The sequence below is a fragment of the Pseudomonas sp. HK3 genome (assembly GCF_052920985.1).
Map to the genome: position 1 here is coordinate 1 of NZ_JBREXD010000001.1, position 23,476 is coordinate 23,476.

The following is a 23,476-nucleotide window of genomic DNA, read 5'->3' on the forward strand; positions in this document are numbered from 1 at the left end:
CCATATGCAAACACTTTATGGTGTAACGGCAGGGAATAATAAGGATGAACTAGGTGCTTTTTTTAGTTTCAGTGTCGAGCCGCAATCACTACAGTTATCAGCATCGAACACCAACATCACACTAGGTGAAACATTGGTATTGAACTGGAACACAGTGAACGTATCAGGTTGCACGGCTTCTGGTGATTGGTTAGGTGAAAAAACGGTCGACGCCAGTGAAGCGATAACACCGGCTAACACAGGTGAAAAAATATTTTCATTACATTGTGAGAATACCGCCGGAAAAATTTTCAGCCATTCTGTGCGCGTAACCGTTGAAGAAGACGATGCTAAGAATATACCTGACACCGACACCGACACCGACACCGACACCGATACTGGTACTGGTACTGGTACTGGTACCGATTCAGTCAAAGGTTCTGGTAGTTCAGGTGGATCAAACAGTCCTTGGTTATTATTAGGGCTAGCCTTGCTGGCAATAATCCGCCGTGAAACGCATTAAGCCCACGTTAGTTTGTGGCAAAAATATTGATTGGGTGTGAATCCTAGGTTGTTTTAAGCACCTAACCAGTATAACCAACCTCAACTTTTAAGGAGACAATTATGTCTATTGACGTAACGTACAGCGAATCGTTTTTTAATCTTGATTTAAATGGTTCAACCGACCAAACAGGTAACGTATATACGTTAGGGAATTTTTTCACTTGGGCCGACGGTATCTTGACCTCAACCGACTATGACAAAAGTGTGGGTGATTTTGCTGGTGAAGAAAACCCAGATCCAATTGTAGACCTTGGTTTCTGGGGCGCATTTGGCACCTTCTCTGGCACACAATACACGTTTAGTGGGACAGATAGTGCCAGCGATACAGAACTTGGTTTCATTATCGAAACCAGTGATGGAAGCTATTTGGATTACACCTTTTTTGCGGGCCCAACTCACACACTTTATGGCGAAATTACGTCTATTACATTTGGTTCTGGTTTGGTAAAAGACGCAAATGGTGAGTATTCATTCAGTGATGAGCTCGTCACGATTGATGGGTTAGACACCATTGGTTTAAACAATGGCGTAGATGCAAACGGTGATGTGATTGGTCGTAATGATGCAACGCAAACAAATGATACTCATGAAATTGTAAATGCATTAATGAACACAGATGTGAGTACATTAATCGATGCTATTGATGATTTTGTGGGTCTGAATGACGTAGTCACACCAGATGTCAGCGCTGATCTATTGCTAGCGGCTTAATCCATTAGCACTTACGTCTTTTGGCGTAAGTGCGTTTTATTTTAGGAGTACATGGTGACATTTATCTTACTTATAAAACGTATGTTTATGGCCGGTGTGATGGTGTGTGGTTTTATAAATATGACCATGGCAACCACATTAGTGGATGATATTAAAGTGAATTATCTCACGTCATTTCACACATTACCTTCAACGAGTCAATGGCCTGCTCCTGGTACAGGCTATCCTTTAAGCCCCCCATGGTATGACAATGAGCGAGAACAAATTATTGGGCTGGCTGGTGGCAGTATTTACACGATGCCGCCCACAAGGGGGCACCATACTAAAGTTGATGGTTTTGCTATGTCTGCGCCTTCAGGTTTTGTAAGGCATCCATTAACACATGAAATTTATGTGGTGGGCTCAAAAGGTGATGTGGCCAAAGCGAATCCTGATGGCGCGTCTCCTCAAATATTATATAAGGATTCTGAGAGCGGTAATATAATTAACGACGTATACGTCTTACCTGTTTTTGATGACGTAGGGCGTTTGTATTTTATGGATTCCAATGGTGAATCGTTATCACGGCTTTGGCGGTTTGAAACAGACCAAACATTCACACTCGTATATGAATTCCCTTCTGGCCCTGTGGGGCAATACAGCCATGCTAATGGATTTATGATTAGCAACGGCGTTATTTATGGTTTATTGGGTTATCGTCGGGGTATCCCTTATTTTGATACGTTATCTGCGGCGGATGATTTTGTAGTTGGGGCGTTATATCGGCTAGACCCCAACAGTAGTGCAATAGATAAAGGGTTTACGCTTTTACATGAATTTACGTTAGATCAAGGGGAGATACCTTGGGACTTAAATAATAATTATATCAGTGCGTATTTGAAAGAAGATGATCAAGGCTACTTATACGGTGGCACCTCAGTGGGGACATGTAACACCAAGGGCGTGACTCCCTTGGGCACGATAATGACTTACTTGAACGGTGTATGCGGCGGTAAGTATCAGTTTTTTTCATTTAAGAATGCTCACCTTATTCAGACACCTTACCCGCATATTGATGGTTCTAATCCTCATGGGTCCTTATACCGCATTAAAAAAGACGGCACAGACTTTTCAATTTTACATACTTTTTCTGATAGTGATGGTAGCCAGCCTCGCGGACCCATGACGATTGCTGATGGCTACCTGTACGGCACCACGATGGGCGGAGGTGATCATAAAACATATATTAGCACCAGAACAATAGAAGGGAATGAGTATCCTAAAAAACCCTTAAACATGACCTTAGATGGAACCATTTATCGGTTAAAACTGGCCGACATTCAAGTGGTGAACGGTGCCGTGATAAACAGTGGTTTTGAACATGTGCATAATTTTAAAAGCGGCCCCGGTGACGATACAGACGGTAAAGTCCCCTCAGGATTAATGTTGGCAGACAACGGTCGCCTGTATGGAACAAGTCGATTTGGCGGTCGTGGCTATGTTTCAAATAATTTTAAAAAATATCAGTTTGATATCCATGGCACGTTGTTCGAAGTGGATTTAAATGCCCGCGTAGTCGGTGGCAGCGTGAATATAAGTGGTACACCTACCTCTATTAAAATAGGTGAAAGCACCGAATTGGTTTGGAGCTCGGTCAATACATCGGATTGTATTCCAACAGGCGGAGCACAGGGGGATGGCTGGGCGCAAGACGCAACCATTACACCATTTGGCTCTTTAATATTGACGTTAGAAGCCGGCACGTATTATTACACCTTAAACTGTCATGATGATATTAAAGGTGGCCGTATTGGTGCTGTGACCACCATTAATGTCAGTGTTGAGGGTAAGGTTTCTAATTCAGAGCGCTTGTCATATGGCAACGGAGGCTCAATATTTTATCTTTTATGCATAAGCCTCCTTTTGCTTAGGCATAAAAAAGGATGCACTCATGATATCGAGTGATCCCTTGCGCCCTGTTCTTGATATGGCGCTTAAGCATAAATCAGAGTTTATTCATGCTGCGGCATTTAGCGCATTAATTAATTTGCTGTTATTAGCGCCTGCGATTTACATGTTACAAGTTTATGATCGTGTATTAACATCGGGCAACGAAATGACCTTGTACATGTTGAGCGTCATGGTGATTGCGTTACTTTTTTTAATGGGATTTTTAGAGTGGATTCGCAGCCAAGTCATGGTGCGTATCGGCGGTGCATTTGATGAGCAAATAACTGAAAAAGTATTCAGCGCATCTGCGGCTCATCAAATCACGACAGGGCAAAATAATGCAACGGTGTTATTAAACGATACGCAAACATTGCGTAATTTTATGACGGGCAGTGCGGTGTTTGCATTCTTTGATGCGCCTTGGGTTATCGTCTATTTACTTTTATTATTTTCATTCAATGCACTGTTAGGTGGTGTGGCGTTAGTAGGGGCCGCATTGTTATTTTTGTTGGCATTTGCGAATGATTTGTGGGTAAAAAAACCACTCACGCAGGCCAGTAAAAAATCCGATGAGTCTATGAAACAAGCGGAAAGTTATATTAGTAAGGCGAATACCGCTAAGTCATTGGGCATGCTGGGTGTGCTGCAACGTCGCTGGCAAGACAATTATCAATATGGCCGCCAGCAACAAATATTAGCCAACGAACGCAGTGGACTATTAGTGGCAATGGGGCGTTTTTTAAGGGTGTTATTACAGTCATTAATTTTAGGTTTGGGGGCTTGGCTTGCACTTCAGGGTGATATTACACCGGGTATGATGATCGCGGGTACTATTCTGATTGGTCGAATGCTGTCCCCGGTTGAACAGCTTGTCAGTAGCATGCGACAGTGGGAAGGCGTTAAGCGATCGGCTAATCGTCTCAATACATTATTGGTTACGTACCCGCCTGAAAAAGAAAAATTACAATTGCCAGAACCAACAGGAAAATTGGTAGTAGAAGGGGCCACCGTGCTGCCACCTAATGCACAAAAACCGACATTAACCAGTATTAATATGACGATAAACGCTGGTGAGATGCTAGGAGTTATTGGCTCGTCAGGATCAGGAAAAAGTTCATTAGCTAAATTATTGTCAGGGGTTTGGCAGCCACGTTTAGGTCGTGTACGTCTAGATGATGCCGACCTACAGCAATGGCAATCACAGCAGTTAGGCTCACACATCGGTTACCTTCCGCAAAATGTAAACTTATTTGCTGGCACAATAGCCGACAACATTTCACGTTTTGGCGATCGCAATGACGAGCAAATAATAGCGGCGGCAAAATTAGCCGGCGTGCATGAAATGATTGTCGGTTTGACACAAGGGTATGACACCATTCTTGGGGATAACGGCAGCGGTTTATCTGGCGGAGAACAGCAACGAATAGGATTTGCTCGTGCGTTATACGGCAGCCCTAAATTACTTATTTTAGATGAGCCAAATTCTAATCTTGATGATGCAGGTGAAGCGGCGCTTATGCTTGCGCTAAAAACGTTAAAGCAATCAAAGACAACGGTTGTACTGGTTACGCATAGGCGCGCTGTTTTGAATGCAATGGATAGAATTTTAATTCTAGATAACGGCATGGTAAAAGCGTGCAGTACTAAGCAACAAGTTTTGGATGTGATGCAACAAGCATCAAATGCAGTAAAGACAACGGCTCACATGCCATTGGCGGTTTAGATATGAAAAATATGGCAACACTTAATAGCACCAAAAAAACCGTTTATTTAGGCTGGCTCGTAGTTGGTATGACCTTTGGTATATTCATAGTGTGGGCATCGTTCGCACCTTTAGATAAAGGTGTTGTTGTGGATGGTAATTTAATAGTTGCAGGTAACCGCAAAATTATTCAAGCGCAAGAAAAAGGAATTGTGAGTGATATTTTAGTAGAGGATGGGCAGTGGGTTAAAAAAGGGCAGTTACTGGTGCGCTTGGATGGCTCTGCAACTCAAGCAGAATATGATGCGGCTAGGCTTCAATACTATTCTAATATTGCTCAAAAACTGCGTTTACAGGCTGAGCGAAACGGCACACAAATTATATTAAACTCAACGTTATTAGCTGTCATCGATAATGATGACTCTGTCAAAGAAGCATTGCAGTTGCAAGAACGATTTTTATTGGACTCAAAGCGAATAATAGAAAGCGATAAACAGGTTTTCGTGGAATCCAGACTCAGTACCTCAGCAAGAATAGCGGGATTAAAAAATGTCATAAATAGCTTAGATGAACGCTTAGCACTTTATGATAAACGCATAAATAATGTGAATGAATTAGTCCAACAAGGTTTTGCAGCAAAAGATAAATTAGATGAATTGCAACTTATCGCATCCGAGGCGCGTACTGAGCGTGCAAGTGCACAAGCAGACTTACAGTACCAAGTCGCAAGAATTCGTGAGATTAATGCACAACTTACGCAATTAGTTTCCAATCATAACCATCAATTAAGTAAGCAGTTGATAGACAGTCAGATGACACTGGATGCCTCATTTCAAAAGTACAAAGCGGCTGAGTTGATTCAACAAAGTCGTGATGTTGTTGCCAGTGTGTCAGGTCAGGTGGTTAGTCTGAATATCCATAGCCAAGGAGGCGTGGTTAAACCCGCTGAAATACTCATGGAAATTGTGCCTCATAACAAGCAGTTGGTGGCTGATGTTCAAATCCCTGTTGATGTGATTGATAGTATTCACATGAACCAAGTGGTAGAGCTAATGTTTACGTCGTTTAATCGTAGCCAAACCCCAAAAGTAGACGGGAAAGTAGTGAAGCTGGCCACAGATCGGCAAATTAATGAAAACACAGGCCAGCCGTATTATGCCGCGAGTATCGCATTTGATAGTGGTCCAACGAATCAACTAGTGTTGCAGCCTGGCATGCCTGTGCAGGCATTTATGAGCAATGGTGAACGTTCTATGCTGAGTTACTTGTTTAAGCCTGTATTTGATCGCATTCCTAAGGCATTGGCTGAAAATTAAATTTTCAATAAAAAACGGTACTTTTATCAGTGCTGTTCGTCTTATATATAAATGGATAATTTAATATAGGAAATATCATGACTCAAGATGCTGTAGAGCACTTGTCTGAAGTGACTCATCCCCTTACGGTTCGATTGAAAATGAGCACACATGACAGCCATGAATCTCTTGATCAACTAATCATGAAAAGTAAGCCGTTTGCTAGCTTGGGTAATTATGCGCGATTTTTGCGTATGCAGTATTGCTTTCATTGGTTGGTGCAACCTTTGTATCATAACGAAACGTTAAATAAACAGCTTTCTGGATTAGAAGGTCATTGCCGTCTTGAGCAAGTCATTAATGATTGCTTAGATTTAATGAAAGACCCAGCCGAGCTACCTCTTTTCGTCAAAAATATTCCTGTCCTTAATATAACCAATGCACAGGCTCTTGGTTGGCTTTATGCAATAGAGGGTTCAAATATTGGCGGTGCATTTTTGTTTAAATTTGCTAAAGAGCTGGGTTGTCATGAAGAGTTTGGCGCGTCACATTTAGCGGGCCATTCTGATGGAAGAGGAAAACATTGGCGTGAATTCAAACACAAAATTGATGCTTTATCATTAAATGAAACAGAACAGCTACAAGCGTGCGAAGGCGCAGCGGCTGCATTTTCATTTGTTCGTGATCAGGCTCGCGCTGCTTTTTTGGAGTTCTAGTCTCGTGTTGAAATGGCCGTATTTATGCCTTGCCTATATTTGTATCGCCATTGCGTTTCTTGGTGTCGTGACACCAGGGTTACCAACCACAGAGTTTGTTTTAATCGCGGCATGGGCCGCGGGAAAAAGCTCTCCGCGACTTCAGCAATGGTTACACAGTCATAAATTGTTTGGACCCCCTTTGAAGGATTGGCATAACGATCGAGTTGTCGCGTTGAAATATAAAATTATATCTGCGTGTACAATGATTATTGGGTTAATCGGTATGTGTTTATTTGTTACACATATACCATCTGTTGTGTTGGCCGCATGTGGCATGGGAATAGGTGCTATCTGGATTTGGAGTCGCCCGAGTCGTTCGTCATCGAATAATGAGAATCAAAAATGTCAGTAAAAAAAATATCATCACTGCTAGTACTTTTCTTATGTGTGATCTCAATGGATGCGTTTTCAGAAAATAGTAGCGGTGAATTGAGCATAGATGCACTGCTAAACCAAGCTGATTGGGTTGTAAAAACTGTGATGGGCGCATTGATGTTTGCATCTGTTGTATGTTGGAGCATTTTATTTGTCAAACAAGTAGAGCTGACATCGGCCATTAAAAACAGTAAGGCGTTAAATATGAGCATCGTTAATGCCCAGCAGCTTGGTGAAAGTGTCATGATGAATAAGAACACGCCGGAATATGAATTATTAAGTGCAGCCAAGCAAGAATACGATTGGACAGTCCATCACACGGGGGATGATGAAAAAGCGAAGTCCCGCATTATAGAAAGATTAAATACAATCACCGTCGCACTTGTTTCTGAGCGATTAACCGGGACGGGAATTTTAGCTTCCGTGGGTTCGGTTGCACCATTTATAGGCTTGTTTGGTACTGTATGGGGGATCATGAATAGTTTTATTGGAATTGCTGAAAATGAAACGACTAATTTAGCCGTGGTCGCACCAGGGATAGCTGAGGCGTTATTAGCAACTGCATTTGGCTTAGTAGCCGCAATACCTGCCGTCATTTTTTATAATTACTTTAGCCGTAAAGTAACTGGATATCAAAAACATTTAGATGTCATATCGTCAAATATATTATTAATAGCAAGTCGACAATTAGAATTGCATTTAAAACAATATCACGGTTCTTTGCTTGACGATAATGCCGCTATAGCAGCGGTTAAAAAATAAATATGATGCCAAGTCCTTCACGTCAATCCAGTAGCCCAATCGAAGAGATATCAGAAATAAACATGACCCCCTTTATTGATGTTATGTTGGTATTGCTTATTATTTTTATGGTGGCGGTTCCGCTTTCTAAAGTCGAAATTCCACTCGAATTACCATCCTCATCGTCTGATAAAAAGGTAGAAGAAGACGATCCAATTGTTATATCTTTAACACCAGAATTAGATGTTTACATTAATGATGATAAAATAAAGACAAAGAAAGAAAATTTATTATCTGAAATTATGACGATGACGAACAATGATACTGGGCGTGTTATTTATATCCGAGCAGATAATAAAGTGGATTATGGCAATTTTGTAACCTTGCTAGATGACATTCGGTCTGCAGGTTATACAAAAATATCGTTAATCAGCAATAAGGCAGAGTAATAGCATGCGAATAGGAGGTCATTCGGTTCGTATGCTGTGGCCGATATCGTTACTGATTGCTTTTTTATTACACGCTGGTGTCTACTTTATGGCGATTCATTCATTTGAAATTTCGGTAATTCAGCCAATAAAAAATACGGCCCCTATTGCGATTACTATTGCACCGGCATCTTTTAATAACAGTATAGCGAATGACATATCAGAGAAATCTAGGCTATCAAATAAAAAGCAAGAAAAACCAGATAAAACACATGATATTCATGTTAGTCAGTCTGATAACGGACAACTTAAAAAATATATTGTAAAGAAAAAAGATGCCGTCATTGATAAAAAAGAAATAAATGAATTAGAGCTTAATGATCAACCGGACGTAAAAGAAGAATTTAGAGCAGTTGAAATTAAAGAAGAAAAAAATGAAAAAGAAAACAGTCAAGAAGTCCAAGGTGATAGCGCACTTGCGAATACAAAAATAGTTGCTGATTGGCAGGCAAAAGTACTCGCACATTTAATGCAATACAAGCGCTACCCAATAGCGGCTAGAAAAAAATATCAGCAAGGTAGTGTTTTGGTCAGTTTTGATGTTGATGTTTCTGGTTTTGCAACCAATATAAAAATTTTAGATGAATCTAAATTCCCGCTATTAAATCGGGAAGCGAAGGCGGTGATCAATCGAGCATTGCCCTTACCTTCGCCTCCTCATGTCTTTATTGCAAGTAATAAGAATGTGGTTGTACCTATTAATTTCTTTTTACTTTAATATTTTATTCTATGTTTTCATGTGCACTTTGTGCTTGAATCGGTATATAACGATAATGATGCTATAACCGATGAAACCCGTACTACGTTTGGGCTTGTGGTCTCGCTTTAGTATGAATGTAATACGCTCAATTATTTGATTGATATAATTAGGCTGCTTTTATGCGAGTAGAGAAGGCCAATAATAGTTTCCTATATACTCGGGTATATTGACTTTTGGTAATTATCTATTTTCTGACTGTGTTTCATGGTTCACTCTTCTAGATCTAAGTAAACCAATTATTCTGTTACCCAAAACGCGACTTATTTAGGGAATTATGTCGATATCATTGCTAATTTAGGGGATTCTGCCTATTTCATCACGAACGACGTTTATATTGTTTATTTAAAATACAGCGTATGTATAATCCGCCAACTTTTAATTTTGCAAAGGAATATTTGTGAATACGTTGTTAAGAATGTTTGTTTCTTGTTTGGTGCTTTCTAGTTCGTTTAGCGTAATGGCGGATGAAGATAATGATCACATATACTTGGGTTTTGGGTTTTCTACTGGCTCAGGTACGATTGAGGCAGAATCACGTGGGATGATGACTGACACTGATGTTGATCAAGATCAAACTAGGCTTATAATCGGATATCAATTTCGATCCCAAAAACGTGTTCAGTTAAGTTTTACCTCTATTGATCTCGAAACGAAATCTTCTGGTGGGGAAACAGAATACTCTGGCGTTGATATCGATTGGCACTTCCCTTTTCTAAAGGATGCTACAGTACAGCCTTATTTAGGTGTGGGTTTTGGGTTGTATGAATATGAAGATACTGGCGAGCTTTTTTATAATAACGGTGATTTAGAAGGTGTGGCTTTCAATGTAATGGCGGGTCTATTGATCCCTGTTAATGAGCACATAGAATTTGAAGTGGCTTATCAGGTTAAAGTGATTTCATGGCAAACAATCGAATATCAGAATAACTATAGCTATGATTATGGTTATTATAGCGGTACTGAGGAGATTGAACTCACTTCAGTGTTAAGTTCTGTTGCTCTGTCTGCCCGTTATAAATTTTAATTTGTAATTTTCAATAAAAAAACCGCTCAATGAGCGGTTTTTTTATGCCTACTTATTTTTAAACTAATGTGTTTAAGGGTTGTGATTAATTACACTTGCTTTGTTTTGCGCAAAGGCATTAAAAGCAAAGTCATCTACCGTTAACATTTCCAGTACATTCGCTTCATATTTTGCCATGAATTCGGCTTCCCCTTCGCTGTAGATTTTAGCCTTGAGTGCTTCACTAAAACGTTGCTCTGGGTGAAGTGCTTCCATAGGAATATCCCCTTTGGCATAGGCTTTATTGGCTCGGCGATACAGCTCTTCTGCTTTTTCGTAGTCTTTTAATAGCTCGTTGTATCTTGCAACAGGGTTATCGACTTTGTCATTGCCGGGCGTGGTCCAACATCCGGCTAATATTTTATGACGAATGGCAGTATCGTTAGAGCAGCTAACAGCAATTTCACGCGTTAAGTCATCATGGGGTTTGTCCCAGCGACGACCTAGCGGCATGGTGAGTACGCGTAATGTTTGGGCGACGATTCGGTTGGGTAAGTTTTGTAAAAACTCATCTAATGAATTTTCCATGTTATATAACAGCAGATTAAGACTGTATTGCATGAGCGCTTTTTCGCCGTCTACTTTGTCTGATTCGTGCCAGTTTTTTAACACCATAGAGGCCAAATACATATTTGAAAGTATGTCGCCTAATCGAGCTGAAATAAGCTCACGCATTTTAAGCTCGGCGCCAAGTGTGCTCATGGCGGCGTCGGCACATAAGCCAAAGGCTGCGCTAAAGCGAGCAACGCCCTGAGCATAAGGTTTTGCGGCGTCATCAAATGGCACTTGTGCTTTACCAATGCGTAAACCAAGGGTGAGTGCGCGAGCGGCGTTACCAAAAATTAAACCAGCGTGTTTGAAGAAGGCGATATCAAACGCTTTGATATCATCATTATTTTTAGCGACCAGTTCATCCAATACATATGGGTGGCAACGAATGGCACCTTGACCAAAAATCATCAATGAGCGAGTCATGATGTTAGCCCCTTCTACCGTAATCGATACAGGGTTGCTGCTGTAACCAATGCCAAGATAATTACGAGGCCCAAGGGTAACGGCTTTGCCACCATGTACATCCATGGCGTCACTCAAAATACTGCGCTGCATTTCGGTTAAGTGATACTTTAAAATGGCAGAAGGTACCGATGGTTTTTCATCGTTATCGACCATGTTTGCGGTGTGTTTAACTGCGCTTTGGGCAATATAGGTATTGGCCATAATGCGAGCTAATGGTTCTTGTACACCTTCCATATCGGCGACGGGGGTATTGAACTGGCGACGTACTCTTGTAAAGCCACCACTGGTGCCGACCGCATAAGCGCCGGCGCCAGCGGCACCAGAGGGCAGTGTAATACAGCGGCCGACCGATAAGCATTCGACCAGCATGCGCCAGCCTTCCCCCGCCATTTCTTCACCGCCAATGATGTACTCAAGCGGAATGAACATGTCTGTGCCTTTAATAGGGCCATTTAAAAATGGCCCACCGATAGGGCAATGACGACGGCCAATTTCCATGCCTTTTGTATTGCGCGGAACCAGTGCGCAAGTGATGCCGCGGTCTTTGCCTTTGCCTAGTAAGTTGTCAGGATCAAGCATGCGAAACGCTAAGCCGACAACGGTGGCGATGGGTGCTAGGGTGATCCAGCGTTTTTCAAAATTGAGTTTTAAACCAAGCACTTCTTTGCCTTCAAATTCGCCTTTACAGACAACGCCAGTATCAGGCAATGACGTTGCATCTGAGCCAGCGCGAGGGCCGGTTAAACCAAAGCAAGGAATCTCACGGCCATCGGCTAAGCGTGGCAGGTAATGATCTTTTTGTTCTTGGGTGCCGTATTTTAACAGCAGTTCACCGGGCCCTAACGAGTTGGGCACGCCAACGGATACCATTAAGCTTTCATTGGTGGCGAGCTTTTGTAATACCGCGGATTGGGCTTTTGCTGAAAATTCTAAGCCGCCATAGGACTTAGGAATAATCATGCCAAAAAAGCCTTCTTTCTTTAGGTAGTCCCATACTTCTTTTGGTAAGTCGGCGCGTTCAACGGCCACATCCCAGCTGTTGCATTTTGAGACAACTTCAGTGCACTGCTTGTCTATAAAAGCTTGTTCTTCTGCGCTGAGTTCACCACATGGGTTCTCAAGTAATTTATTCCAGTTTGGTTTGCCTGAAAATAACTCGCCATCCCAACTGACGGTTCCGGCATCCAGTGCCACTTGCTCGGTGGCCGATACTTTTGGTGCCACACGTTTGAACATATTAAAAAGACTGGGTGTTAGCCATAAACGCCTAAAAGGCACTAAGCCTGTTAGTGCGGTTGCGGCCGCACCTAAATATAAAACAAATCCTAATAATTTGTGACCAACGGCGGCACTTGCCAACCCCATGGCGATAAAGACAGCGATCGCTGCGATTGCCCCTGCTTCTTTGCGCATGACGGTAATCAAGCCAGCAACGGTAATAAGTAATAAAAGCCAAAACATAGTAGATCCCTAACTGTGAAAGGTGGGTTAATCCTAGCGGGTTTTAATCTGTTTTGTAAGGTTAGACTGAGACCTTATAAATAGCCTGTTATTACTATGGTTAATGGCGTGTACTATATTGATTTGCATCAGGTGAGATGGCGCTCTAAGCGTCTAGAATTGTAGGGATAAGGTTTTTTTATGTGGATCATTCACTCAGCCGAAGGCATTAATTTTTACTCATGTGCTAGAAAAAGCGATGACGCTGGCACAAATTTTTTTGCATGTACTTGTTTTTGAAGAAAATAATACAAATTGAGTTCAAATATTAACGCAACAATTTAGATGTAATTTAGACGCAATGATGAGTATAAACGGCAAGGCTAAGCTCACAACTGACGTATTTAATCCGGACAAAGAAAAAACGGCTAGAGGATAAAAATTGGAAAAGACAAATTAAGTGTACAAGGTACTCAGTGTGTGATCGGTGAGTGTACTCAGCAATATAAGCTTAATCTCTTTGTTTATGTAAAGGCTTTAGCGATCGCCGCATACTTGATGCTCAATTGCATTTGAGGAGACTCATCGCAATTTCAAAAACAAGTACCATGACCGACATAGCTGAAGCGCTTTTATATGTGCGCTAAAAAGGGCCATGCGATTAAAACTAAGTTAAACGATGACGTGAATGCGAAAATGCCGGTAATTAGTTTTTAGCGTATGTGACAACTGGAATGCTGGGATTTCGCCATTACGCACCAATAACCAAGCCGCTACAAAATTCAAAGTATCATTGATCACACTTTGATAAGTAAAAGCAGGCAATATAAATTCATAATTTTGTGCCAATAATTTTTTTGATTGTGTATTGTTTGATACCAAATTAAACAAACTAACACCCATATTCGAAGCAATATCATTCAAGCTTATTTCTTTTTCTGCTTGGATATTAGCGCCGTCAATACGCAATATTGAACCGGACTTTAATAACCCGGATAAATGACGGTTGGCATCTACAATACTATTAACAGTAGGGCCTTCAAGTACCATAATGATGACTCCAGGTAAAAGAGGAATATCAAAATTCATACTTGGATTGACATCCTTTAGCTGAGTTAAAGTCATATCATATGTTTCCATAAGAGTGACAACGGTTTCACCAGCCACCACTGTATGTTGCATTTCGATGCGGGAATATTCGTCGGCAATACTTGCAAGGCTATCTACTGCCAATACAGGCATAGGTAGAGAGTCCATTAAATCTAATGCTGTTTGCGCTCCATTACGTGCAACCATCATGAAATAATCACGCTGCACCATTTGTGCAAGCGATTCTGGGCTATTGGAACTAGGTGTAACCGTCAGTAAAGAAAACGGATCGACCGCGTTATCAACACCGTAATTAATTTCCATTTGTGAGAAATATTCCGCTACCGCATCTTCGTATTTATTCCCAACTTCACGATAGCTTGAAAAATCAATATCAGGACGACCCGTTTGTATTAAGGTCAAAGGAGGTAGCACTGGTATAAATGTGCCACTGGTGGAACTTACATGCGCGGTATCTGCGGTAAAGCTGCCAATAGAAAAAAGATAATTTTTATCTAAAAATTGTTGCAATTGGGCAATACTAAAACCATCACCTTCTATATCTGTATTATTTAAAATCATATTCAGGGTTTGTAGCTCACCACGATCAATATTGCCGCTTAAGACCGTCGAATCATTCATCATCGCTGTAATAGACCAAGCTAACATACCTTCAATTAATAAATTGAAAGGCAAACTTTCTGTGCTATTGGTGCTGTGAGCATGGTCAGCGCTTTGTAAGCTCTGCGCGTTTAAGTTTTTTGCATCAGGGTGAATACCATTTTCAACCATAAATGTTAAAACAACCTGATTTGACACATCACCCTCACCGCGATCTTCTGGTAATAAATCACTGTTTTGTGCAACCGATAACATAGGTAAAACTAAAACCGGTATGGGTTGAATTTCATTAAAAACTGACACCGGTTCCCAATTAAGGCTTGGTGTTGGGCTTACTAGATATTTAGTGACCGCAAGAAAGCTCATTACTGATGTTTCAATATGATGTTCGCGTAATCGACCTTTTATAGCTTTATTCATATCACAGGATAAATGTTTGGCCGGAATACGATTCAAAGGCGTATGCCATTGCAATCGATTTAAGGAGTGTATAGCGCGTTTATGTAGACTTTGTTTACGCCCTAATGGCAATGCATGGTTCTGGCGTAACGTTGATTGAGTGCTATGAGGCAATGGCGCGTCAGGATTAACCACCCAGGGCGCATAGGAATGACTACCAATTGTAAATGATAAATCTAAATCCAAATTAAAACTAAAATGTATGCGTACAAACAATACTTTAACACTGGCTTTAACACTAACCTCAACCGTTAGGTACACATCAGAGGGCATATGGGCTTCAATAGTGAGTGTGACACTGGCTTTTGCAGTAACGGATACACTCACTTTAATAACTTTAAAATCAACGGCCCCGTACAGTTTACCAACTATGGCTGCTGTCCCGCGTACCCAGTAATACTGTGCTACCTCTTTGTCATCGTTATACGCATGAAACCACGCTAACGAACCTTCCAATATTGCTTGCACGGTTAAAGATAAACCAGCACGTAACGGCCCTTTATTAATTTCTTTACCAACACCAATAGCCAGCGCTAAGCCTAATTCAATAACAGGTGAAAATTCACCATTGGTGATTTTAGGAACGCTTTTTGATGCGACACCCACTAAGTATCCAAAATAAATACCACCTTTGCCGATAAATGGGAAAACCTGCAGGCCAAACGACTCTGTAAAATCATCACTCGTAGGAAAGCCCAAATCAACTTTGAAATTACCATTGGTATAAATATCAACTTTAATAACAGGTAACGTGACGGACACTTCGCCAAATTCTAATTGACGAAACGCTTCTGGTACACGCAATACAACTTTATACACACCTAAATTATCTGTAATGCGTTTATACAATAATTCAAATTTCAAACCTGACAATGAACCGGACACATCGCCACTTAATTCCAGTAATAAGCCATATAAATAGGGGTCATTAAATACTGCTGAGAAATCAATGCCGCCTAGTATGGTAAAACGAGTACCAAATAACCAATGGCTATCTTGATCAAAAACCAAACCATGTTGTGCTGGCTGACTTAAAGGGTTTTCATTATCATTAACGACAGGCAGCATGTTTAGCTCTAATGCATCGATAACATCCGCTACCGATTCAAAACTGGCAGAGTCCGTCATTGAAATATGCTGCCCTAATCCTAGGTACTTAAGATCAAAGAGTTGATTACCTCGACCAGGTACTGCGGGGGCGGGATCATTCAATAAATCCCATGTTAAGTCATCCTCGCCTGCTTCATCACCAAAACTAATATCGAGAAAGCGGCCTTTAATACTTACTACTACGCCGCTTTTTCCATCGCTACGTTTAATATAAGTAATACCGATTGATTCGATATAAATAAAGAGTAATTCAAGATCGAACCGGTACTCGACACCAACGGTATTATTTGTTAAATCCACAACCAATTGTAGATTTTTAAAATTAAGTGAATTCAGAATATCCCAAGGCGTCGTAAGTTGAAAAGTAGAATATGGGTTCGCCAAATTTACTAGATATTCAATAATATCCCCGACCGATAAGTCACCTAAATTAACTTTTAAAATACTAACGGTCGTATTTACATTATCTATTTTTTTGGTAGTACGGCTTAGCGTGGCATAAAGTGCTAATTTTTTATAAGCAATGATAAAACTATAATTTGTGTTAGTAGGATCAAACGCATAACCCACACCTACGTTTAAAGAATTAATGGCCAGAGTGCCATCAATTTCTCCTTTATATTTTGTTTGCTGGTTCTCAACAAAACTTGAGACAGCTACTGCAGCTGTCACATTTAATGCAGGCTTACCCGGAATAATATCCAGCGTCCAACTGCCCGCCACCGCACCTTTAAAATCATACGTAGAATCTGACAAATTATATTTAAAATACAATTCGGTCATATTCACGGCCGGAATATCAGCAGGATTAAAATTTAAGAACTGCGCAACCAGATCACTCAATGCGACTACATTGCCGGATGCAAGTTGCACCAGAAAACTCCAATTACCTGAGCCAGTATCAAGCGGTGGTAAATAAGATGCGGATACAACCCAAGGGGCATTAAAAAGCTGCAGCTCGGCCATCACCGTGCCATACAGTTTATCTTGACGATAATTTGTGCTTAATGTGACACGATCTAGTGTCAACTCAGTAATAATAAGGTTCAGCGTAAAAGCGGGAACCGGTCGTATACTCCCTTCGAATTCATAAACCTTGGTATCAAAATTGGCAACTATTTGAAGATCATCAATTATTAAGTCTTGCGATAAATTACCCGCATCTGGAAACCACTCAGATAACGCATCCACTACAGAGATCTGATCCCCATCACGTAAATTCGCATTAATAATATATTCAGGTATTAAAGCCACCACATCAAGGTGCACGGGATTTGTTTTACCAAATACTAAGCTGCCACCCACCCCGCCCGATTGACTGCGGGTAAGATTATTAAATGGTCGTTGTATTTGCCACTGTACAAATAAGTCCTCTACGGTTACATAGGGAATAGGAGGATCCCAAACCTTATCAGAACCGACCTCTAAAAATACAAATTCAATATCTGTAGGGTCAAAAGGATTCACACCCACATTAACACTGGTTAAACCAAAGTCTCCCAATACTCTAACGGAGTCAGGCATATCAAAATTACTAGCATTGCCACCCACAAACCCCGATAGGGCCGACAAGCCATCTGAAAGCGTTAAAGGTTTATTGAAATCTGAAAAGAATGCCCAAATTGAAGCTGACGGGTCGCTTGATGAGGTTAACTGGGTATCAACACCGATGCGTGCTGTCACACTTTCGCTTATTTCTAATACACCCGTAAAAATAGTTCCCGTAAAATTTTGTGAAGCGTCATCGGAGTAATAGACAGTACGAATGAGCAAATGAAAGTCATTCATTTTCATCGTGCCCAGCGCCATTGAAAAGCCTGCAATGACAGCATCAAGATAAAGCTGAGTATCACCGCCACGAGGAAAAGAAACCGGGCCAGCAAGGCGAACCGTTGTAATACCCGTCAAATTGACGATATGTGTAAATTGATTATTAAGATTTATATCAGCTGAAAAATTTAACCCAATAGATGGGTAAACAACACCCTCTTCCGGTGTAATATCGGTAAGTAACCACTGCGGAGTTTCATAATCAAGCTGATAAAATAGAGAGTCATTATTTTCTAAGTACATACCTTCAGCTTGAGTGGTGCCAGCAAGGTCGGAGAATATTTGTTTAAGATTAACCGTTTGAAGTGGTGTAGCCGTTAAGGTAAGACCTAAACCTCCATTAATTAAATCAGCAATCAAAATAACATGTTGCTGTCCGTTCTCCTCACCGCCTAAATTATCAAAAAAGCCATTCCCAGTAATCGTTACCTGAGTAGAGGTGGATACAACATTCGCCTGTATCAATGGCATATTGCCTTGTTGTGCATATTCTAAAAGATCGGCTACTAGCTGGTTAATATCAACACCCAGCGTAATCGTTTTTAGATTCGCATTATACTCAAGCTGCACTTTCTCAAGAAAATCATCAATTACCGTAGCCATAATGTATTACGTCCCCCGTCTCTTTTTCTTTCTTGACGTTACTGCTGTTGTTCCTTTTGTTGTCAGAATCACAGCATCTGTTCCTTTAGTGATTGTTGCAGCCGTACTTGAGGTGATCTCAAAAATCCAATTTGATCCGATCATTTCAAGATAAGGCTCTCCCGAATGAGAATCACGATTACGCTTACCAGATTTAGTTAATGTAGGAACTGAAATAGAACTCTCTTGAAATTTTTGCATAGTATTGAAAATAAATTCATTCACATCAGCATAATTATCGTACTGCTCCTCATCATCATCGTACATCACGAGGTTATGCTTTAATAAACCACTCTTACCGACAGTTGTTATACTATCGATGGTTTGTTGGGATGGGTGACCAAATGTAACACCGGCACTTGCACTCACCCCCAGTGGCTTTACAGCTTTATTTGTCATATCAGAATTAAATGAATCTGGGCTACCATGATGGCTCATTTTGAGCAAGCGGGTACTTAATGACACACTTTTTTCTACTGATTTATCATAAATAAACTGTTGTTGAACATTGGTTGCATCACCCAAAAACATCATCAAAAAACCATTGGCGTTAATAACAACCATGAGGCTGTTGCCATTATTATCAAAAATTGTTCTTGTATTCTTAGTATTGTGATAAAGATTAATATCACGTTTGAAAGGGGTATCAGGAGCATCATGGCTATATGGGTAATTACCACCGATAATCCACATTTTAAAATCAGTACTGTCAATAATAGTATCTTCATATAGATTTAAGAAATGTGGTTTTAAGTCTTTAATTAAACCTAATTTTGTACTTGGTTTTTTTGTTGTTTTATCATAGATATATGACTTATATTGAGATATTGTTCCACCGTAGTAAGTCGTTTTAAAACTGGTAATATCGAATAATTTACTCACTAAATTACAGTGATCTTTATCGCTATGGGTAAGAATTAAATAATCAATTTGGGTTTTACCCGTTTCTGTCAATACATCTTGAATTGACGTCTTTACATTATCTTCATAAATAGCGAAGCTATCACTGGTCCCACAGTCTATTAGTACCAAGGTATCGTCATCAGATCGGATTAAGGTACAGTCTCCTTGACCAACCCAAATAAAATAAACCTTGGCATTACTCATATAAATTCACCCTTAACGGTTACTAAAATTCAAGAAACGATATACAACTTAACTTTCGTTAACATAAGCGGCGTACCAACCCAGTAGATTTGCATCGCCATCGTCTGGATTTCCAAATAAGTACACCTCTATATCGCCAGGTGGAAATGCTAATGTTAAAAAATTAAATGACACTCCGCGAAACTTAAGCATATAAGATGTGCCTTCGGGCGATGGCCCTGATACTTTATTTACAATCGATTCTGAAATACGCCGACTACTTAGATGTTTATCATTGGTATGACTTTCAATAAATTCACCAATAGGTAGTACATTATCAGGTATCAATTTTGGCTCGATCACCACCAGTTCAATCTGTTTAAAATTCAGGCTTAATAACCCTTCGATCGGAATACGAGTTTGAGAACTAACAGAGCCTGGTAATTTCAAACCGACATAGACATTTTGTATTAATCCAGCGGTAGACCATGCGGCCATTAACGTTACATTTAGACCTGCACTGGACGCTAATGCACCCAAGGTACCAAGATCAAGGTCAAACGACAGCCCATACCAAGGTTCTTCCATACGCCCCTGATTAAGAGGGGAACTCACGTCCATATAACCTAAATCACCAGGCGTACTTGATGATGAACCCTGAATAAAAGAATTAAAAACAAGAGGAAAGTGATTCACGATAGAGGTAGCCCGAGCTAAACTTTGGCTAACATTAATATTGATATCGTTCGCAGAAAAAACAAATTGCCTTATTTCTGGTATTTGAGAGTCAAACAACATGGACAATGTTAAGCTATCAAAACTTAAACCGCCTAAAATGTTATCTACTGAGCCATATGAAAAAACATCGAAGCCTTCTAATGCTTGAAAACGTATCATTCCGCTAAAAATAAACTGAGTACTAACACTTGTAGAGTCTTGATCAGAGTCTTTTGGTGCATCGTCCGTTACTGTAAAAAATTGCACCCTCTGTATATCAATTTCTGCTAGCACAAAACTTTTCATATCGAAAATATTAGGCTCGTTTTGCACAAAAATATAACTTGATGAATCATCATGTCGTTGATAAACACCGCTAAGAACAATATTATTACCATTATCGGCATAGCGCAGTGTCGAAGACTCTCCAAATAGAGTATTTAATTGAACTTGAACAAGAGAATTAAACGTTTGGATATGAGAGTTTTCAAACAACACAGACAATCGCTGTACTTTAAAGTCGTAATCTACACCCGTATAATTAATATCGTCATAGCTTTGGTAATCAATCAAACCAAATAACGTACTATTTTGTAACGCCAATGTGCCTGACTCCGTATGCACGGGTGAGATATTAATCCCAACGTGATGCACAAAAAAATCATCTGCAGCAATGCCTGCTGCGAGACCTTCTAGCTGTGGTGGTAATTCCTGTAGATTAAAGGGTACATTTAGAAAAATGATGCCATTCCAAGAGGGACTACTGACGACATTTTTAAAATTATCTAACTCTGTTCGACCTAAGTTTGAGTCCTCTATGCCGCTATTAATAATACTTAATAAAGATTCTTGTGTTTTTGCTGCACCTGTATCTCCGCCAGCGCCGTCCAGCCATGTCCATGCAGAAAGATCCGCCGCCATATCTAATAAGCTTCGATCGCCAAATTTAAAAACAGCAATGGTGTTTTTACTTTCATCAGTGCTCCATAACCAGTGATAAGGCGAGACATGAAATGTCCAATCATCTACATTTAAGTCAGCAAACGCACCAAAGTACAATAACAAAGATCGATATTGCTGATAATCAGCGGGTTGTAATGCGGATTGCAATGCTGCCTCATAGGAAGATGCATCCTGATAATATTGATCAATAATGCCAGAACTTTCGATTGCAGTGATAACATGATCGGGTATTGGTTGATGATCAGGCCCATCCGAATCAGAAAACTCAGTAAAAGCGCTTACTGTTAATCGAAAGGTGACAGATGCATTATCAAGTACCTTAACTGGATCATTTAAAACTAGAAAAAGTTGATTGCTCTGGAATGCACTTTTTAACGGACCAACAACATTAACCCATTCAAGCTTCTGTTCGATATTCTCTAATGTCGATGAGGCTGTCTGGATCACTCTTGGGGTCTGCGCCAATATTAACTGGTGCCAATTCAATAAGTCAGCACTAAATTTACCTAATAAACCTTGTGGTGTAACACCGACAGGCTCTGCATCTGAAATATCCAATAATGTGCGTTTTTTATTTGATGTGGCACTCGTAAAATTATTAATTTCTGAGCGACGCACTGGGCTCAATACCTGAGCTTCCAATGCACGAAAAGCTTCCAAGCTTTTTTCTTGTAACCCACTATAAGGAACTGATGGGAAACTTTCTCTGGCTAATGGCTGGGCTAATATTTTTGCGGGTATTTCAAGTAGCCATAATACAGGGCTATCGGTATCGTCAATAACGTCATCCGCCACTCTAGCCATGGAGATTTGACCACTGCCTTGTGGTGGTGCTTGATAAAATTCTGAATCATGAGGCTGAGCAAAATAATAAACTGAATTATTAGCAGGGCCGGTTAAGTTAATCCATGATGTGGTTAATAAACCGTTTTTTGATTCCAGGCCAACAATACTTGATGATGAAACGGGTTCTATATCCTGAATGGGTAAAATATAATTAGGTGCATAGGCCGCCTGACCCGAAACAAAGCTAATATTATAATCTCCCACATCCATAAACCCGAGGTATTCAATTCCCGAAGCTCCAGGCATTAAACGCTCCTTAGGTTCAAGCACATCATCGTCAACCGCAGACTGTAATAAGGCCGTTGTTACACCAAAATCCCCCTCATAACTAAGGTAGCAAGGTGCACTTGCCACCGAGCCTGTTCCGTTGGGTAACAATGTAAATACCAATGCAGCACCAGATGTATCAGGTGTTCTTTTAGGGGTTAAATACAAAGTATGACCCAGTGCTGTACGCCAATAAGAAGGAATTGCGATGTCTTGTCCTTCATTCTCCTGAAATGCTAAAAAGCTACGCGAGGCAACCGTTAAATTGACAACATCAATTTGACCGTACAGAAAAAAATCATTAACCGGGGCAAGTACTGGATAACGAAAGCTGGTCAATAAGTCAGTATCAGGAAAATCGACATTATCAACAAAATATCGTAATCCTGCGTCAAGTTCTCGTAACGGTTTATCGGCATCATGAACATCGAAATCCAATGCAATTTTAAAATTAAAAGCACCTGTATTGAGTCCAGAAAAACTTAATGATATTTGACCTCGCGTTTCATTATACGAATAAGCACCATTCCCTGCGGTAAACCTTAAAGACGCCGGTATATTATTAACCGCTTGAAATATAAATCCGGTATCATTTAATGCTATTGAACAACCACGCCCAATTATCAAACCATAATTAATAAAATCAAAATTAATTAAATTTTTTACAATCCAATTATTATTAGTAAATGACGCACTCAATGCAGCGCTTTGCCATGTAGACCGAGCATCTGAGGGGTTATCAATCCATAAAAAACGAACCGCATTCATGCCCGGAGAAGAAAGGTAAGCCGACAATTGTGTTTCGAATTTATCTAAATCACTTGGCCTATTTTTTAAAAAAAGATACACACCATCATGATAATCATTCCAACTTTGAGCCAATGTTAATTCACTAGGTATATCCGTTCCGACAACCCAATAACCAAGCGCATAGTTGCTTACTAATGGCAAAACGTCAGAAACATCAGACCAATAAAGTGGATCACCTGGCGTTTCATTATTGAAAAGAATCGTAGTCATTACG

At 40.3% G+C, this 23,476-nt stretch carries 15 protein-coding genes; 11 read left to right on the forward strand and 4 right to left on the reverse strand.

Annotation, left to right across the window (positions count from 1 at the left end):
- The 11 genes from ACU6U9_RS00005 to ACU6U9_RS00055 form a co-directional block, all read left to right on the forward strand.
- Positions 1–502 (forward strand): hypothetical protein (locus ACU6U9_RS00005; protein WP_446733043.1); only part of this gene is annotated, 502 nt, incomplete at its 5' end.
- 101 nt (positions 503–603) lie between these two features.
- A complete protein-coding gene (locus ACU6U9_RS00010) occupies positions 604–1,254 on the forward strand; it encodes a heme acquisition protein HasA (protein ID WP_446733044.1) in 651 nt (216 codons plus the stop codon).
- 51 nt (positions 1,255–1,305) lie between these two features.
- Positions 1,306–3,198 (forward strand): hypothetical protein, encoded by a 1,893-nt coding sequence (locus ACU6U9_RS00015; RefSeq protein ID WP_446733045.1) that lies wholly within the window; start codon positions 1,306–1,308, stop codon positions 3,196–3,198.
- Entirely contained in the window at positions 3,185–4,906 is a 1,722-nt protein-coding gene (locus ACU6U9_RS00020) for a type I secretion system permease/ATPase (RefSeq protein WP_446733046.1), read from the forward strand. Before ACU6U9_RS00015 ends, ACU6U9_RS00020 begins: the two co-directional genes overlap by 14 nt.
- A gap of 2 nt (positions 4,907–4,908) precedes the next feature.
- A complete protein-coding gene (locus ACU6U9_RS00025) occupies positions 4,909–6,201 on the forward strand; it encodes an HlyD family type I secretion periplasmic adaptor subunit (RefSeq protein WP_446733047.1) in 1,293 nt (430 codons plus the stop codon).
- 77 nt (positions 6,202–6,278) lie between these two features.
- The gene (locus tag ACU6U9_RS00030; protein ID WP_446733048.1) at positions 6,279–6,896 is read left to right on the forward strand and encodes a biliverdin-producing heme oxygenase; all 618 of its coding nucleotides are present in this window, start codon (positions 6,279–6,281) and stop codon (positions 6,894–6,896) included.
- Positions 6,897–6,900: 4 nt separating this feature from the next.
- Positions 6,901–7,290 (forward strand): YbaN family protein, encoded by a 390-nt coding sequence (locus ACU6U9_RS00035; protein WP_446733049.1) that lies wholly within the window; start codon positions 6,901–6,903, stop codon positions 7,288–7,290.
- Positions 7,281–8,075 carry a tonB-system energizer ExbB gene (exbB, locus tag ACU6U9_RS00040; RefSeq protein WP_446733050.1) on the forward strand — a complete coding sequence of 265 codons (795 nt, stop codon included), beginning with the start codon at positions 7,281–7,283 and terminating at the stop codon, positions 8,073–8,075. Before ACU6U9_RS00035 ends, exbB begins: the two co-directional genes overlap by 10 nt.
- Positions 8,076–8,077: 2 nt before the next feature.
- On the forward strand, positions 8,078–8,503 hold the full coding sequence (locus ACU6U9_RS00045; RefSeq protein ID WP_446733051.1) for an ExbD/TolR family protein: 426 nt from the start codon (positions 8,078–8,080) through the stop codon (positions 8,501–8,503).
- 88 nt (positions 8,504–8,591) lie between these two features.
- Complete coding sequence (locus ACU6U9_RS00050) at positions 8,592–9,260, forward strand: energy transducer TonB (RefSeq protein ID WP_446733052.1); 669 nt, start codon at positions 8,592–8,594, stop codon at positions 9,258–9,260.
- A gap of 439 nt (positions 9,261–9,699) precedes the next feature.
- A complete protein-coding gene (locus tag ACU6U9_RS00055; protein ID WP_446733053.1) occupies positions 9,700–10,326 on the forward strand; it encodes an outer membrane beta-barrel protein in 627 nt (208 codons plus the stop codon).
- Positions 10,327–10,398: 72 nt separating this feature from the next.
- Here ACU6U9_RS00055 and ACU6U9_RS00060 read toward each other — a convergent pair whose 3' ends face one another.
- The 4 genes from ACU6U9_RS00060 to ACU6U9_RS00075 all read right to left on the reverse strand — a co-directional run bounded on the left by ACU6U9_RS00060 (position 10,399) and on the right by ACU6U9_RS00075 (position 23,472).
- Positions 10,399–12,843 carry an acyl-CoA dehydrogenase gene (locus ACU6U9_RS00060; protein WP_446733054.1) on the reverse strand — a complete coding sequence of 815 codons (2,445 nt, stop codon included), beginning with the start codon at positions 12,841–12,843 and terminating at the stop codon, positions 10,399–10,401.
- Between the two features lie 651 nt (positions 12,844–13,494).
- Positions 13,495–18,534 carry a hypothetical protein gene (locus tag ACU6U9_RS00065; RefSeq protein ID WP_446733055.1) on the reverse strand — a complete coding sequence of 1,680 codons (5,040 nt, stop codon included), beginning with the start codon at positions 18,532–18,534 and terminating at the stop codon, positions 13,495–13,497.
- 6 nt (positions 18,535–18,540) lie between these two features.
- On the reverse strand, positions 18,541–19,680 hold the full coding sequence (locus ACU6U9_RS00070; protein ID WP_446733056.1) for a ComEC/Rec2 family competence protein: 1,140 nt from the start codon (positions 19,678–19,680) through the stop codon (positions 18,541–18,543).
- Positions 19,681–19,728: 48 nt separating this feature from the next.
- On the reverse strand, positions 19,729–23,472 hold the full coding sequence (locus ACU6U9_RS00075) for a hypothetical protein (protein WP_446733057.1): 3,744 nt from the start codon (positions 23,470–23,472) through the stop codon (positions 19,729–19,731).
- Positions 23,473–23,476 lie beyond the last annotated feature (4 nt).

What these genes read in the sequence shown, in the direction of transcription:
- ACU6U9_RS00010 (WP_446733044.1), top strand. Translation starts at nt 604, where the DNA reads ATGTCTATTGACGTAACGTACAGCGAATCGTTTTTTAATCTTGATTTA.
- ACU6U9_RS00015 (WP_446733045.1), top strand. Translation starts at nt 1,306, where the DNA reads ATGGTGACATTTATCTTACTTATAAAACGTATGTTTATGGCCGGTGTG.
- ACU6U9_RS00020 (WP_446733046.1), top strand. Translation starts at nt 3,185, where the DNA reads ATGATATCGAGTGATCCCTTGCGCCCTGTTCTTGATATGGCGCTTAAG.
- ACU6U9_RS00025 (WP_446733047.1), top strand. Translation starts at nt 4,909, where the DNA reads ATGAAAAATATGGCAACACTTAATAGCACCAAAAAAACCGTTTATTTA.
- ACU6U9_RS00030 (WP_446733048.1), top strand. Translation starts at nt 6,279, where the DNA reads ATGACTCAAGATGCTGTAGAGCACTTGTCTGAAGTGACTCATCCCCTT.
- exbB (WP_446733050.1), top strand. Translation starts at nt 7,281, where the DNA reads ATGTCAGTAAAAAAAATATCATCACTGCTAGTACTTTTCTTATGTGTG.
- ACU6U9_RS00045 (WP_446733051.1), top strand. Translation starts at nt 8,078, where the DNA reads ATGATGCCAAGTCCTTCACGTCAATCCAGTAGCCCAATCGAAGAGATA.
- ACU6U9_RS00050 (WP_446733052.1), top strand. Translation starts at nt 8,592, where the DNA reads ATGGCGATTCATTCATTTGAAATTTCGGTAATTCAGCCAATAAAAAAT.
- ACU6U9_RS00060 (WP_446733054.1), bottom strand. Translation starts at nt 12,843, where the DNA reads ATGTTTTGGCTTTTATTACTTATTACCGTTGCTGGCTTGATTACCGTC.
- ACU6U9_RS00065 (WP_446733055.1), bottom strand. Translation starts at nt 18,534, where the DNA reads ATGGCTACGGTAATTGATGATTTTCTTGAGAAAGTGCAGCTTGAGTAT.
- ACU6U9_RS00070 (WP_446733056.1), bottom strand. Translation starts at nt 19,680, where the DNA reads ATGAGTAATGCCAAGGTTTATTTTATTTGGGTTGGTCAAGGAGACTGT.
- ACU6U9_RS00075 (WP_446733057.1), bottom strand. Translation starts at nt 23,472, where the DNA reads ATGACTACGATTCTTTTCAATAATGAAACGCCAGGTGATCCACTTTAT.